Source organism: Streptomyces sp. NPDC002088, assembly GCF_040296605.1.
In the GTDB taxonomy this organism is placed as follows: Bacteria; Actinomycetota; Actinomycetes; order Streptomycetales; family Streptomycetaceae; genus Streptomyces.
Genome location: NZ_JBEOXO010000004.1, coordinates 406,909 through 420,270, shown reverse-complemented (window position 1 = coordinate 420,270; position 13,362 = coordinate 406,909). Strand labels below are relative to the sequence as shown.

13 protein-coding genes and 2 pseudogenes are annotated in these 13,362 nt (G+C 70.8%); 5 read left to right on the top strand and 10 right to left on the bottom strand.

Annotated features, from left to right (window positions below):
- Positions 1-28: 28 nt before the first annotated feature.
- A complete protein-coding gene (locus ABT114_RS11895; RefSeq protein WP_351141286.1) occupies positions 29-835 on the bottom strand; it encodes a pectate lyase in 807 nt (268 codons plus the stop codon).
- A gap of 437 nt (positions 836-1,272) precedes the next feature.
- Here ABT114_RS11895 and ABT114_RS11890 point away from each other — a divergent pair, with 437 nt between their 5' ends.
- The 3 genes and pseudogenes from ABT114_RS11890 to ABT114_RS11880 form a co-directional block, all read left to right on the top strand.
- Positions 1,273-1,455, top strand: coding sequence for a hypothetical protein (locus ABT114_RS11890; protein ID WP_351141284.1), 183 nt, complete (start codon positions 1,273-1,275; stop codon positions 1,453-1,455).
- Positions 1,456-1,901: 446 nt separating this feature from the next.
- Positions 1,902-2,207 carry a hypothetical protein gene (locus ABT114_RS11885; protein WP_351141282.1) on the top strand — a complete coding sequence of 102 codons (306 nt, stop codon included), beginning with the start codon at positions 1,902-1,904 and terminating at the stop codon, positions 2,205-2,207.
- Positions 2,138-2,472: pseudogene (locus ABT114_RS11880) on the top strand (cellulose binding domain-containing protein); the annotation flags it as partial. The gene ABT114_RS11885 and the pseudogene ABT114_RS11880, both read left to right, overlap by 70 nt.
- Before the next feature lie 168 nt (positions 2,473-2,640).
- On the opposite strand, the pseudogene ABT114_RS11875 reads toward ABT114_RS11880, so the two are convergent.
- The 3 genes and pseudogenes from ABT114_RS11875 to ABT114_RS11860 form a co-directional block, all read right to left on the bottom strand.
- Positions 2,641-2,889 (bottom strand): annotated as a pseudogene (locus ABT114_RS11875) (oxidoreductase); the annotation flags it as partial.
- A gap of 78 nt (positions 2,890-2,967) precedes the next feature.
- Complete coding sequence (locus ABT114_RS11865) at positions 2,968-4,356, bottom strand: nucleobase:cation symporter-2 family protein (protein ID WP_351141280.1); 1,389 nt, start codon at positions 4,354-4,356, stop codon at positions 2,968-2,970.
- 132 nt (positions 4,357-4,488) lie between these two features.
- On the bottom strand, positions 4,489-5,883 hold the full coding sequence (locus ABT114_RS11860) for an FAD-dependent oxidoreductase (protein WP_351141278.1): 1,395 nt from the start codon (positions 5,881-5,883) through the stop codon (positions 4,489-4,491).
- A 155-nt stretch (positions 5,884-6,038) separates the two neighbouring features.
- Here ABT114_RS11860 and ABT114_RS11855 point away from each other — a divergent pair, with 155 nt between their 5' ends.
- The gene (locus ABT114_RS11855) at positions 6,039-6,752 is read left to right on the top strand and encodes a DUF6214 family protein (protein WP_351141276.1); all 714 of its coding nucleotides are present in this window, start codon (positions 6,039-6,041) and stop codon (positions 6,750-6,752) included.
- A gap of 8 nt (positions 6,753-6,760) precedes the next feature.
- On the opposite strand, the gene ABT114_RS11850 is transcribed toward ABT114_RS11855, so the two are convergent.
- Positions 6,761-7,420: a DUF305 domain-containing protein gene (locus ABT114_RS11850; protein WP_351141274.1), complete on the bottom strand. Its 660-nt coding sequence runs from the start codon at positions 7,418-7,420 to the stop codon at positions 6,761-6,763.
- A gap of 203 nt (positions 7,421-7,623) precedes the next feature.
- Here ABT114_RS11850 and ABT114_RS11845 point away from each other — a divergent pair, with 203 nt between their 5' ends.
- Positions 7,624-9,126, top strand: coding sequence for an LVIVD repeat-containing protein (locus ABT114_RS11845; RefSeq protein WP_351141272.1), 1,503 nt, complete (start codon positions 7,624-7,626; stop codon positions 9,124-9,126).
- Here the strand turns inward: ABT114_RS11845 and ABT114_RS11840 are convergent.
- The 5 genes from ABT114_RS11840 to ABT114_RS11820 all read right to left on the bottom strand — a co-directional run bounded on the left by ABT114_RS11840 (position 9,114) and on the right by ABT114_RS11820 (position 13,225).
- Complete coding sequence (locus ABT114_RS11840; protein ID WP_351141270.1) at positions 9,114-9,788, bottom strand: TetR/AcrR family transcriptional regulator; 675 nt, start codon at positions 9,786-9,788, stop codon at positions 9,114-9,116. The two genes, ABT114_RS11845 and ABT114_RS11840, sit on opposite strands and share 13 nt — an antisense overlap.
- 199 nt (positions 9,789-9,987) lie before the next feature.
- Positions 9,988-10,677, bottom strand: a complete 690-nt coding sequence (locus tag ABT114_RS11835) for an HAD family hydrolase (protein WP_351141268.1) — start codon at positions 10,675-10,677, stop codon at positions 9,988-9,990.
- 197 nt (positions 10,678-10,874) lie between these two features.
- Positions 10,875-11,567 carry a phosphatase PAP2 family protein gene (locus tag ABT114_RS11830; RefSeq protein ID WP_351141266.1) on the bottom strand — a complete coding sequence of 231 codons (693 nt, stop codon included), beginning with the start codon at positions 11,565-11,567 and terminating at the stop codon, positions 10,875-10,877.
- Between the two features lie 52 nt (positions 11,568-11,619).
- The gene (locus ABT114_RS11825) at positions 11,620-12,555 is read right to left on the bottom strand and encodes a M56 family metallopeptidase (RefSeq protein ID WP_351141264.1); all 936 of its coding nucleotides are present in this window, start codon (positions 12,553-12,555) and stop codon (positions 11,620-11,622) included.
- 130 nt (positions 12,556-12,685) lie between these two features.
- The gene (locus ABT114_RS11820; RefSeq protein WP_351141262.1) at positions 12,686-13,225 is read right to left on the bottom strand and encodes a DUF5134 domain-containing protein; all 540 of its coding nucleotides are present in this window, start codon (positions 13,223-13,225) and stop codon (positions 12,686-12,688) included.
- Between the last annotated feature and the right edge of the window lie 137 nt (positions 13,226-13,362).

Below are 13,362 nucleotides of genomic sequence, written 5' to 3'. Positions count from 1 at the left end.
GTGTCGTACGGCCGCCGCCGGCGGAAGGTCACTTGTAGGTGATGTCCGAGGTCGCGTACTTGCAGTAGGTGCTGTCGGGGCCGGTGCCGTTCGTGGTCGGCTCCGCGCCGGTGTTGTTGCCGATGTACTTCTGGCAGGGAATGATCTTCTTGCTGCTGTCCCCGACGATCGTGATGCCCTTCAGGGTCGCGCTGTCGCCGTAGTTGGTGTTGATGCCGACGAGCTTGCTGCCCTTGTAGGTCGCCTCGATGGTGTTGAGGTTGATCGTCCGCTTGTACTGCGTCTTGCAGTTGCCGCAACTGCGGACGAAGGTGCCGAAGGTCTGCACCGCGAAGTTCGAGACGTTCAGCGTTCCGGCGCCGTTGAACTGGAACACCTTGTCGCTGGCCTCCTTCGCGCCGCCGCCGGAGACGGTGTACACGTTGGACGACGAGGAGCCCAGGAACGTCGCCGCGTCCTCGCCGACGTCCTCCCACCAGACGTTCTGCAGCGTGCAGCTGCCCAGGCAGTGGATGCCGTCGGCGGCGGGTGCGCCGATGATGACGTTCTTCAAAACGGTGCCGGCGGCCAGTTCCAGGATCGGTCCCTGGTCCTCGTCCTGGCTGTCGCTGCCCAGGTCGCCGGTGCCGTAGAGGCGCGTCATCCCGTAGTCCTTGGTGCCGGAGACCGGGATGGTGGCGGAGACGGCCTGGCTGCCGTTGGCAGTGGGCCAGGTGGCGGCGCTCGCGGGCGTGAGGGCGCCATTCGTCATGATCAGGCCTATCGCCAGGCCGAGGGCGGCCAGGGAGCCGCTGACGGCGCGTCGGCGGCCGCGCGGACGTGCTGGTGAAGTCATGTCCCGATGCCTTCTTCCAGATGGGGGGTGATCAGAGCTTTCCGGTGCCCGAGCCGGACGTCACGGAGGCGACGACGGTGGCGGCCCCTGCGGGCAGTACGGATCTTTGCGCGTGTGTACGTGGGGGGCGAGTACGCATGCGGGTGCGTCCCTTCGGGAAAGCTTGGTCGGACGTATACGTGAATGACGTACGCCATGCAGAACGCTGCGTGCGGTCGGTGTGGCCGTACTGGGCCTGAAGTCCGACGGCTCGGTCACGCTTCTGAACGGAACGTAGGGGGCAAGCGCTTTCTAGTCAACGCTTCGCGCAGAACGCGTTCCGTGCGTCCCGGTCGCCGGCGGGACTGTCCCGATCAAGGCGTGGGAGCGCTTCCATGGCCGTCGTGTCCATGCCACTATGCGGTGCGGACGCTTCCCTTTCGAGAGAGGGCGAGTCGATGCCGACTCCGCGCACGCGCACGTTCGTCAGCGGGCTGGTCCTGCTTCTGGTGGCCGTCGCCGGCCTGGCTCTCGCGCCGGGCCCGGCGGTCGCCGGAGGCGCGGGACCCGGCCGGGCGGGCTCGCTCCCCGAGTCGTTCAGCTGGACCTCGAGCGGCCCGCTGATTCCGCCCCGCAGGTGAGATCACGGAGTGGACGAACGTGCTCGGCGTGAGCCAGATCCCGGCCGCCACCGACTCGCCCCGGTCTGGCTGGACCAGTACCCGCTACGGCGGCACCGGTGACCAGGGTCTTCAACTGTTACGGGTTTGGCTTAAGCAGGCCGGTTGATGCTGCTTCGCGTCATCGGGACGGTTCCTTGGACTCTGCCACCCGTTTCCGCCTTCCTGGTAATGGGTTCCGCTGTTTTTGCGAGTGGGGGTGTTGCTCCTTCGCTGCGTCGTGGGATGTCGGCGGTCGTGGTTTCCCGTGCGTTGCGGTGCCGCTCGGGGTTGGGGGGCTCGGGCGGATCGATGGGACACGGCGAGGCCGTGCCCTTGTGTGATGGTCGTTCGTCAGTCCGATCAAAGCGCCGGGGGCGGCCGCTCCGGGGGACTGACCGGGATCGTGCGGAAAAGGAAGGGGGGTGATGGGTGTGGCCAGGTTGATGGCGACGGCCACCTGCACCGCCTTTGGTGGTGTCGTCGAGAGCAGTGGTGAGCGGGTCGGGCAGGGTGTGTTGTTCGAACGGGTGGGGTTTCTGGCCGAGTTGAGCCGGGAGTTGACCGGTGCTCTGGTGGCTTCCCGGTGGGATGACGCCTCGCTGGACGTGCTGGCCGCCGGGGTGGATGAGCGGGGCGAAGTCCTGCCGTCCAAGGGGTGGATGGCGATGCGCCGCCTCGACTGGCCGCAGGACGTCACACGGCGACCGTCAACGCGTGGAACACCGGCCTGACCGCCGCCGTGATGATCGCCAACACCGGCACGACCGCGGTCAGCGGCTGGCAGCTGGGCTTCACCCTGCCCGCCGGCCAGACCATCCCCAACGGCTGGGGCGCCACGTACGCACCGGCCTCCGATGCGGTGACGGCCACCAACGCCTCGTACAACGGCACGATCGCGCCCGGCGCGAGCGTCTCGATCGACTATCAGGCGAACCACACCGGCAACAGCGCGGCCCGGCCGCCTTCACGCTCAACGGAACGGCCTGCACCGTCGGCTGCCCACTCCCGGCACCGTCCCGGTGGCCGGTGGCCGGTGGCCGGTGGCCGGTGGCCGGAGGCACGGCACCTCCGGCCACCTTGCGTGCGGGGCCGGCCGCCGGCCCTCAGGCCTCCCTCACCGGGTTGGGACGGCCGGTGCGCGGTGGCGTGGGTGCGGTTCGTTGCTCAGACGGACCGGTGGTACTGCTCCGGCACGTGCACCCGGCCGCCCGGCTCGCGCGCCGCACGCCGATCCCACGAAGGATCGCGCAGCAGCTCGCGGCCGAGCAGCACTGCGTCCGCCTCGCCGTCGGCCACGATCTTCTCCGCCTGCCCGGCGTCGGTGATCAGCCCTACGGCGGCGACCGGCATCGGCGTCTCGGACTTCACCCAGGCGGCGAAGGGGACCTGGTAGCCGGGTGCGGCTGCGGATCGTGCGAGAGCTCGCCGCCGACGGCGACGAGCTCTCGTGACCGGGGCACGGCCAAGCTGAACGGCCTGCGCAGGGCCGACCTAGACGACCTCTTCCCTGGCCTTCTCGACGGGCTCCTCGGTGCCGCCGCCCGTCAGGCCGTCCGGCTCGGCGACGGCTGACCCCGCCTTCCCCGGAAGGTGGTTGAACAGCAGGTTCAGTACGACCGCCGTAAGGCAGCCCGCGCTGATGCCGCTGTTCATCACCGTCTGGAACCAGTCCGGGAACTTCTCGTAGACCGTCGGCACGCCGACCGGCAGTACGCCCACGGCCACCGAGACCGCCACGACCGTCAGGTTGTGGTTGTCCTTGAAGTCGACCCCGGCCAGGGTCCGCAGCCCACTCGCGGCGACCGTCCCGAACATCACCAGGCCCGCGCCGCCCAGCACCGGCGCCGGTATCGCCGCGACCACCGCGCCCAGCTTGGGCAGCAGGCCGAGCAGTACGAGGATGCCGCCCGCGGCCGCCACGACCCAGCGGCTGCGCACCCGGGTCATGCCCACCAGGCCCACGTTCTGCGCGTACGCCGTGTAGGGGAAGGTGTTGAAGACACCGCCGAGCACGGTCGACAGGCCGTCGGCGCGCAGGCCGTCCGAGAGGGAGCGCGGCTCGACCTTGCGCCCGGTCATCTCGCCGACCGCGATCAGATCGCCGGTCGTCTCCGTCATCGTCACCAGCGCCACGACCAGCATCGAGATGATCGCCGAGGCCTCGAAGGTGGGCGCACCGAAGTGGAACGGCGTGCTGATCCCGACCCAGTCGGAGTCACCGACCCCGCCGAAGTCCGTGAAGCCGAAGGGCACCGCGACCGCGAGCCCCACCGCGATGCCGATCAGCACCGCGATCCGGCTCAGGAAGGCCGGCGCGAACCGCTGCACGCCCAGCACCACCGCCAGTACGAAGCCGGCGAGCGCCAGGTTCTTCGGCTCCCCGAAGTCCTTCGAACCGGCGCCGCCCGCGGCCCAGTTGCCCGCGACCGGGAGCAGCGAGATGCCGATGATCAGGATGACGGTGCCGGTGACGAGCGGCGGGAAGAAGCGCAGTAGCTTCCCGAAGACCGGCGCCAGCAGCACGATCGCGAGTCCCGCGACGATCACCGAGCCGTAGATCGCGGGCAGTCCGCCGCCCGTCGTGCCGATGAGCACCATCGGCGACACCGCGGCGAACGTACAGCCCTGCATGATCGGCAGCCGCACACCGAAGCGCCAGAAGCCCACGCACTGGATGAGCGTGGCGATACCGCACACCAGCAGGTCGGCGGTGATCAGATACGCCAGGTCGGCCGGCGACAGCTTCATCGCGCCGCCCACGATCAGCGGCACCGCCACCGCGCCCGCGTACATCGCGAGCACGTGCTGGAGCCCGAAGGCGGCCAGTTGGCGTATGGGTGGGACCTCGTCTACGGGATGCGCGGGGGCGGTGGGGGACATGGGCACTCCAGAGCGGCGGGGAGGGGGGCGGCAACATCCGGACAGCACGAGACCGTAGGGGGCTTAAACAGATTGTTGATTTCCGGGTTGTTTCCACCGTGTGTCATGCCCACCTGGGCGCGCCCCACCCTGCTAGGGGTGGCCTTGCCGAACGGCTGACCCCGCCGCCGTCAGCAGTGATTCCCAGTCCGGCAGCTTGACGACACCCCGCCCGAACGAGGCCCCGAGCTCCGCCTCGGCGCGTTCGATGGCCTGCCAGCCCGCCCACTCGACCGGCTCGATCCCCTCGGTGCGCAGCACCGCGAGGGGGTCCTCGGGCAGGTCCCTGCCGACGAGCGCGGGGGCGTCCGCGAGCAGCGACGTCACCGTCTCCTTCGCGCACGGCCGGTTGGTGCCGATGACGCCCGTCGGGCCGCGCTTGATCCAGCCCGCCACGTACTCGCCGGGCGCGACGGCGCCCCCACGTAGGACGCGTCCCGCCAGATTGGGCACCGTGCCGTGTTCCGCGTCGAACGGCAGCCCCTCCAGCGGCACCCCGCGATAGCCCACCGACCGCAGCACCAACTGCGCCTCGACGTCCTCGTACCGTCCGGTGCCCGTCACACCGCCGTGCCCGTCGGGCTCCGTACGCTCGAAGCGCACCGCGCCCACGCGCCCGCCGTCGGCGAGTACTTCCACCGGACGCAGGAAGAAACGCAACCCGATCCGGCGCGAGGCCTCCTTGGGCGGCAGTGACGCCCAGCCGCGCAGCACCTCCACGTTGCGGCGCTGTGCGGCCGGCAGAGCCGAAGGGTCGGCGTACGCCGGATCCGCGGCCAGCTCCTCGGGGTCGACGGTGACTTCGGTGTCCGGCAGGGACCCCAGCTCGCGCAGCTCCTTGGTGGTGAAGCGGGCCTGGGAAGGGCCGCGTCGGCCCACCATCCGGATGTCGGTCACCCGGCTCGCGGCCAGGGCGGTCAGCGCGGCCTGCGGCATGTCCGTGGGGCTCAGCTCCGCCGCGCCCCTGGCCAGCATCCGGGCGACGTCGACGGCGACGTTCCCCATGCCGATGACCACGGCCGAGCGGGCGCCGGCCACGAAAGCGCCGGCCGCGGAGTCCGGGCGGGCGCCGGCCACGAATGTGTCGGCCGCGGAGTCCGGGTGGGCGCTGTACCAGGACACGAACTCCGTCGCCGACCAGCTGCCCGGCAGGTCCTCGCCCGGGATCCCCAGGTGCCGGTCGGTGGCGGCACCCACGCAGTACACGACCGCGTGGTACAGCTCCCGCAGCCGGGCGGCCGCGACACCGTCGGCGCCGACCCGCACCCCGCCGAGGAAGCGCACCCGTTCGTGCTCCAGGACCGTCCGCAGATTGTTCTGGAGCGACTTGATCTTCTCGTGGTCCGGTGCCACCCCGTAGCGCACCAGGCCGTACGGGCACGGCAGCCGGTCCAGGACGTCGACATGCGCCCCGGAGTCCGCCTGGACGAGGCTCTGGGCGGTGTAGCACCCGCTCGGCCCGGAGCCGACGACGGCGACACGCAGCACGGCGGAACTCCTTGTCGGAGGGTCGCGAGGGATCGGAGGAGATCGCCCACGGCTCCAGAATGGCACTGGAAGGGGTCCGCTGACAGGGTGCCGTGCCGGTCGGACGCGCGCGTGTTCCTTCGTACTGGATGTGATCATGCGGTTACGTTGCGCGTGTGCTGGAAGCATCCTTTCTCAACCTTTCTGACCGCTCCGCCGCGGACGGCGCGGTGTCCGTGTGGCCCGCGTGGAAGGTGCAGGAGGGGGAGAGCGTGACCTCGTGGTTCAACGTCCGCCTGGCCTTCGCCGACGGCGCCCGGGTCGACGCGCTCGCCGTGCTGTCCGAGGGCTGCGTCTCCATCGAGGACGTCCGGGCTCAGCCGGCGCTCTCCCTCGGCGATCTGACGGTGCTCGCGGAGTGGCTCGCGGGACCGCTGTCCGAGGCGTGCGGGCTCGACACCGAACCGGCCGAGGACACGGCCGAGGACACGGCCGCGGAACTGGCCCAGGGACCGGCCCAGGGACCGGCCCAGGGACCGGCCCGGGAATCGGCCGAGGGGCCGGGCCAGGAACAGGCCCAGGAACAGGCCCAGGGACAGGCCCGGGAATCGGCCGAGGAACCGGTCGAAGAGCCGGCCGACAGCTGCGAGGTCGCCTCTGGGTCCGAGGAGGTGGATCCTGCGGGCCCGCGCCGTGGCCGACCCGCGTGGCCGCGCGGCATCGAGGGGCGTCGGCTGGTCGCCCGGGAGTACCGCGCGGCCCAGAAAGAGGGCGTCGACCCCGTCCTCGCGGTGATGTGCGCGACCGGGCGCAGCCGCCGCAGGTCCCTGCGTCTGATCGCGCAGGCACGCGACGCCGGGTTCCTGGCGCCGCGCCACGCACGGCGCTGACCGGGGCGTTACTGCATCTCGCGCATCCGCGTGATCTCGCTGGTCTGCTGGGCGATCACGTCGTCGGCCATCTCCTCGATCTGGACGTTGTTGCCCTCTGCCTTCACGTCCGTGGCCATGGTGATCGCCCCCTCGTGGTGGGTGATCATCAGGGTGAGGAACAGCTCGTCGAAGGCCTTGCCCTTGGCCGCGCGCAGCTTCGTCAGCTGGGTCTCGGACGCCATGCCGGGCATCGCGGTGTGTTCGTGCCGGCCGGTCTCGTCGTCCTTGGCGTAGGTCTTCAGCCAGCTCTCCATGGCGGTGATCTCCGGTCCCTGCGCGGCCGAGATCCGCGCGGCGAGCCGCTTGACGCCGGTCGACTCCGCGCGGTCGGGGACGAGGTCGGTCATCTCCAGGGCCTGGGTGTGATGTTCGATCATCATGCGCGCGTACGTGAGGTCCGCCGCGTTGGGCGTGTCGTCGTCGGCGCGCTGCTGTGCCGCTTCCTCGGCGGACAGGGTCCGGTTGGCCTCACCGGGCTCGCCGGGCACGAGCACCGAAGGCCCGCTCGCTCCGGCCGACTTGGGCTCGGAGCCGGAGCCCGAGTCGCAGCCCCCGAGCGCGAGTACGGCCAGGGCGGCCAGTGAGGCCGTGGCGAGGGACGTACGGGACGCGCGACGGAAGAGCACAACGACCTCCTGTGGCAGGCGTGTTGAAGGGACCTCGTGGGTCGACGCGGGTGCCGGCGACGGTTTCCGGCGTGTTCGCGCACGTTACGGAACAGGACGCGTCATGACGATTGCATGGCCCTCTGTTGATATGTGCATGGTGAAGACGATACTTCGGGGGAGCATGAACCGTTTCCGTGTGAACGGCAACTAGGGAGGATGCAGTGACCCTGTTGAACCATTCCCGAACACGGCGCAGACGACTCGGAGTTGTCGCGGTCGCGACCGGACTCCTGGCCGCGCTGCTCTCCGCCGTGCCCGCGGCCGCCACCCCCGACCCGGGGGACGGTGCGGCGGCGCAGAAGGCGGTGTCCCAGAGCGCACAGGCCCAGGCGACGGAGGCGATCGCCGACGGCGAGATACCCGGCCAGGACGAGATCGTCCACTCCGCCAACATCGAGCACCTCGCCAACATCCCCAAGGAGGCCTTCACCGGCCTCAACTCGGACCTGGCCTTCCAGGGCAAGTACGCCTTCGCCGGCAACTACGACGGCTTCCGCATCTTCGACATCAGCAACCCGAAGGCGCCGAAGACGGTCGCCCAGGTGCTGTGCCCCGGCTCGCAGAACGACGTCTCCGTCTCCGGCAACCTGCTGTTCCTGTCCACCGACTCCTCACGCAGCGACAGCAGTTGCAACAGCACCACGCAGCCCGTGACCGAGAAGTCGTCGTGGGAGGGCATGAAGGTCTTCGACATCAGCGACAAGGCGAACCCGAAGTACGTCGCCGCCGTCGAGACCGCCTGCGGCTCGCACACCCACTCGCTGGTGCCGGAGCGCAAGAACGTCTACATCTACGTCTCCTCGTACTCGCCGAACGCCGCCTACCCCGACTGCCAGCCGCCGCACGACGGCATCTCGGTCATCAAGGTGCCGCGCGACGCCCCCGAGGAGGCGGCGGTGGTCGGCTTCCCCGTCCTCTTCCCCGGTGAGGGGCCGGACGGCGGCGGCAACCCGGGCTCGCCCACCAACCCCGGTGTCTCCAAGACGACCGGATGCCACGACATCACGGTGCTCCCGGAGAAGGACCTGGCCGCGGGCGCGTGCATGGGCGACGGCATCCTGTTCTCCATCAAGGACCCCGAGCACCCGAAGGTCATCGACCAGGTCGAGGACAACGTCAACTTCGCCTTCTGGCACTCGGCGACCTTCAATCAGAAGGCGAACAAGGTCGTGTTCACCGACGAGCTGGGCGGCGGCGGTGCGGCCACCTGCAACGCGGCGACCGGACCGAACCGCGGCGCCGACGGCATCTATGACATCGTCGGCAAGGGCGACCAACGCAAGCTCGTCTTCCGCAGCTACTACAAGATCCCCCGCTACCAGGCGGACACCGAGAACTGCGTGGCGCACAACGGCTCGCTGATCCCCGTCAAGGGCAAGGACATCATGGTCCAGGCCTGGTACCAGGGCGGCGTCTCGGTCTGGGACTTCACCGACTCCGCCAACCCCAAGGAGATCGCCTACTTCGAGCGCGGCCCGCTGTCCACCACCACGCTCTCCATCGGCGGCTCGTGGTCGGCGTACTACTACAACGGCTACATCTACTCGAACGACATCGCCAAGGGCTTCGACGTCCTGAAGCTGAGCGACCGGCGCACGGATCCGGCGAAGCGGGTCCACCTGGGTGAGCTCAACGTCCAGACCCAGCCGGACTACTTCGACTGATCGACCGGCCGTTGGTCCGTCGCGAAGAAACGTGACAGATCCGTCTCACCCGTCCCGCCGGGCGCCTCGGTGTCCGGCGGGACTCCCATGTCCCAGTCCAGCCGGTAGCGCTCGAACAGCTCGGCGCGCAGGGTCGTGATCGGCATGGGCACGTTCGGCAGGACCATCGCGTAGACGGCGCCCATGAGCAGGGAGCGCAGCATCGGGTAGTCGGCGTCGACGTGCTGCGAGCCGTGCCGGGCCATGGTGTCCCGGAGCAGCTCGGCCAGCCGCTGCTGCTCCGGGCACTGCACGAAGCCCTCGGCCTGCAACAGCCCCGCCATGTGCTGGCGCATCAGCACCGCCTGTTCCCGGGCCAGTCCCAGGATCGCGTCGACGGCCCGCGCCATCCGCTCCCGGCCGTCCTCGGTGCGCGGCTCGCGCTCCAGCGCCTCCTCCAGCGTGCGGTGCATCAGCCGGTGCACGGCCGACTGCACGAGCTGGCGCTTGCCGGGGAAGTAGTACGACACCAAGCCCCGCGCGGAGCCCGCGCGGTCCGCGATGTCGGCGAGCGTCGTCGCCTCGTACCCGTGCTCCCGGATGAGCTCGACCGCCGCCTGCAGCAGCCGTTCCCGGGAACGCCGCCGCAATTCTTCATTGACCGAGGCGCTGCGCGGGGACATTCTGGAACTCCTGCGTTGACTGGCTGCCAGCCAACTATACTCAACGCGTCCTGGCCGACCCCTGTGCGGGGCCGGCCGGCTGTTGTCCGCCTCGGGCGACGCGGGGGATCGCCCGAGGCGGGCGCTTTCTCGCACTGATAGTTGCCTGAGGCGATGTCTGCTCTGTTCTGATCTGTATGGCCTGGGTGACCGCTGGAGATCAGCCCACCAGGTCCAGTACCGGACGCAGGCCGTCCGGGCGCTCGGTCACCGGCAGGTGATCCACGAAGTGGACACCAATGCCGAGGGCAGCCGCTCCGCCGTCCGCGCGCCGGTCGTCGCCAACCATGAGCGCGTCCCGCGGATCGGTGCCGAGCGCTTCGCAAGCGGCGGCGAACAGCCGGGCATCGGGCTTCTGGATGCCGTGTTCGTACGACAGAACGTACGCGTCCACGTACGGGTCGAGGTCGTGCTCGCGGAACACCGGACGCAGATCCCAGCCGATGTTGCTCACCACTCCCACGGCGATTCCGCGCTCGCGCAGCGAACGCAGCACCTCCACGGCGTCCGGATACGGCGCCCACGCGGCCGGAGTCCTGTGCCGGTCGTACAACACGTCGTGCAATCCCGGGTCGGGCAGCGGCACTTGGCGGGAGAGGCCGGTGTACGCGGCCCGGTGCAGCTCGGCGCTCGAATCCCTGGTCGCCCACACCTCGGCGAGGTGCTCCGGGACGTGCGTGGGAGGGCTCCCGCCGGGCAGCGCTCCGGCCGCGTCCAGCGCCTGGACCGCCTTGGCCAATTCCGGTTCGGAGAGGGCGAGATCCGCCTCGGCCAGGACCGCGCGCAGCCAGGATTCGGTGGACTCGATACGGAAGAGGGTTCCGGAGAAGTCGAAGAGAACGGCAGTCATGTACGGGACCTTACCGGGGCCTTCGTCCGGTGCGGGCGGCCGCTCGGGGGGCGTCGGTTCTGCGGTGTGGGCTTCGGTGTCCCGTAGGAGGAGATGGCAGGCCAGCGGTGCGGGACGAGCAACTCGTCGAGCGCGGGATCGTATGGATGAGTGCCGGTCGGGAGGCGCTGAAACGCACCGGACTTCGTCAAGGCTGCTCAGTGAGGGTGTGCGCGACCGTTCCGCCGCCACTCGTACGCCCAGACCGCCAGCGCCACCACGAGCGCCCCGAGCAGCCAGCCGCCGACGACGTCCGAGGCCCAGTGGACGCCGAGCCACACCCGGGTCAGACCGACGCCGACCACGGAGAGCAGGGCCAGTGTGAGGGCCGTACGCCACCGGGCGCGGCCGGCGCCGTGGCCGTGGAGCAGCCACAGGAGGAGGCCGCAGACCACCGTGGCGGTCATGGCGTGACCGGACGGGAAGGCCGCGTAGTGGGCCGAGTCGACGGGGTCGCGCCAGACCGGCCGGGGCCGGTCCACCGCCGCCTTCAGAGCCTGCTGCACCAACGTGCCCACCGCGCACGTGAGCACCAGCCACGCTGCCGTCCACCACGCCGAGCGCCGCCACACCAGCCACACCGCCACGGCCGCGGCCAGCACACGCATCGTCAACGGGTCCCAGACCCAGTCCGTCAGGATGCGGAACGCATGCGTGAGGCCGGGTTCGTCGACCGCCCAGCGGTGGGTGGTGCGGGCGATGTCGCCGTCGAGGCCGAGCAGCGGCTGCCATTGCGTCGCCACCAGTGTGAGCAGCAGCGCCGAGCAAAAGGCCAGGATCAGCGCGGTCCGGGCGGGGGTGGGGCGGTGGTCCGGCGGGCGGGGCGGGGAGGGCGCGTGCGGGTTGTGCATGGAGTGATCCTCGCCGACCCGTGGGGCGTGGGGCCAACCAACTCCGGGGCCCCTACCCCAGCACCCGCAGTGCCGGTACGAACGCCACCAGCAGCGGGACCACCGCCACCAGCGCGGCCGCCGCCGTCAGTCGCAGCCGGCGGGCCGCGGTGAGCCGGTCCGGGGGAGCGAGGAGTCGGTGGACGCGCTGCTGGACGTGGGCCTGCGGTGCCGGTGAGGGGCCGAACACGCCGCGGTCCTCGTTGAGTTCGACGAGGGCGAGGGCGGTCGTCAGGCGGCCGAAGCGGCGGGAGGCCATGTCGTCGGCGGCCAGTTCGACCAGGTGGTGCATCTCGGCACGGAACGCGGCGAATACCGGCACCCGCGGAAACCCGTTGGCCAGCGCGGCCGAACAGTGCAGCAGCCAGTCGTGCCGGGCCTGTGCGTGGCCCTCCTCATGGGCGAGGACGGCGTCCAGCCGATGCCCCTTGAGGCGGCGCAACGCGGCCGTGGTGACGACGAGTCGGGGGGCGGCGCCGGGCAGCCACCACGCGTCGGGGCGCTCGCCCTCCAGCACCACGAGCTGCCCGCCGGTGGGCTCCTCTCCCGGCAACAGCGGGGCCCGTACGAGGAGTTCGGTCCAACGGCGGCGGCGCCGGAAGTGGGCCCGGGAGACCTCTCGGACCAGCATCGCCGCGCTCCACAGCCCGCCGCACGCGAGTGCCACCGCGGTCGCCGCCGCCCATGGGCCCGCCGCGCCGAGCGCATAGGCCTCCACCACCGCCCGGGGCGCGGACCCGAAGACATGGCCGCGCACGGCCTGCCAGGCCGCCGCGGCACTGAGCGTCATCGACAGCGCACAGCACAGGAGGACGGCCGCCACCACGCACTGCCACACCCACAGCGCGACCACCGGTTCTCGGTCCGCCCAGTCCGCGCGGGCGAGCAGCCGGGGGGCGAGGACGGCGGTCAGGGCGCCGAGCAGCAACAGTGCCGCGGGGACCATCATGGGAGCACCCTATGAGCGCCGTACGGCGCAGGGGTATGGCTTGCCTCGGCAAAGTGACGCAAGCAACGATTTCGTGCGGTGCGGGTGCCTGTTGCGTCAGCGCGGATGTGCGGTGCGGGCGCCGGTGACGTCAGAGCGTCAGCAGCATCGCCACCATCCCGATCCCCATCGACAGCCGGCACGCCCGCGCCAGCTCCGGCCGGTCGCCCCACCCCCCGGCCACGGTGCCGGCTCCGGCGGGCAGCAGCCGGACCCCGGACAGCAGTACGTATCCCGCGAAGTAGAGCAGCAACGCCCCCGTCACCGCCGGGAGTCCGGCCCCGCCATGTCCCTGATGGTGTCCGGGGGAGGCGGCCATCACGACCGCCATGTAGACCATGGCCGACGTCCCCACCAGGTGGTGCAGATGGTGGGCGTCGGTCCGTGCCGCCCACAGGGCGCGCAGTGCCGCCGCGCCGAAGACCACCGCGTAGGCGGGCCAGGCCCACGACGGCGGGGTGAACACCGCCGCCGGTACGGCCATCGCGGCCATGCCGAAGCCCATGAGCGCCTCGCCGCCCGCGGCGTGGCGCTGCTCCTCGACGGTGCTGCGCATCCGCAGCAGGCAGTAGGCCCCGGTTGCCGCGCACAGCGCGACCAGCAACCAGCCGGGCGAAGCCGGTCCGTGCACGGGAGCCTCCCCGCTCGACGCTTGCGGACCGCCGGTCGGCAGTCGGTCAAGGGATGCCCGGATCACGCGGCGCGCATGCGAGCGCAAAGGTGTACACGGAGAGCATGCGACGGAGCACGGCAGGTGAGCGTGCCCTC

Excerpts from the sequence above, each read along its gene's own strand:
- ABT114_RS11890 (WP_351141284.1), top strand. The coding sequence starts at position 1,273 with ATGCCGACTCCGCGCACGCGCACGTTCGTCAGCGGGCTGGTCCTGCTT.
- ABT114_RS11830 (WP_351141266.1), bottom strand. The coding sequence starts at position 11,567 with ATGCACAACCCGCACGCGCCCTCCCCGCCCCGCCCGCCGGACCACCGC.
- ABT114_RS11840 (WP_351141270.1), bottom strand. The coding sequence starts at position 9,788 with ATGTCCCCGCGCAGCGCCTCGGTCAATGAAGAATTGCGGCGGCGTTCC.
- ABT114_RS11865 (WP_351141280.1), bottom strand. The coding sequence starts at position 4,356 with ATGTCCCCCACCGCCCCCGCGCATCCCGTAGACGAGGTCCCACCCATA.
- ABT114_RS11895 (WP_351141286.1), bottom strand. The coding sequence starts at position 835 with ATGACTTCACCAGCACGTCCGCGCGGCCGCCGACGCGCCGTCAGCGGC.
- ABT114_RS11825 (WP_351141264.1), bottom strand. The coding sequence starts at position 12,555 with ATGATGGTCCCCGCGGCACTGTTGCTGCTCGGCGCCCTGACCGCCGTC.
- ABT114_RS11885 (WP_351141282.1), top strand. The coding sequence starts at position 1,902 with ATGGGTGTGGCCAGGTTGATGGCGACGGCCACCTGCACCGCCTTTGGT.
- ABT114_RS11835 (WP_351141268.1), bottom strand. The coding sequence starts at position 10,677 with ATGACTGCCGTTCTCTTCGACTTCTCCGGAACCCTCTTCCGTATCGAG.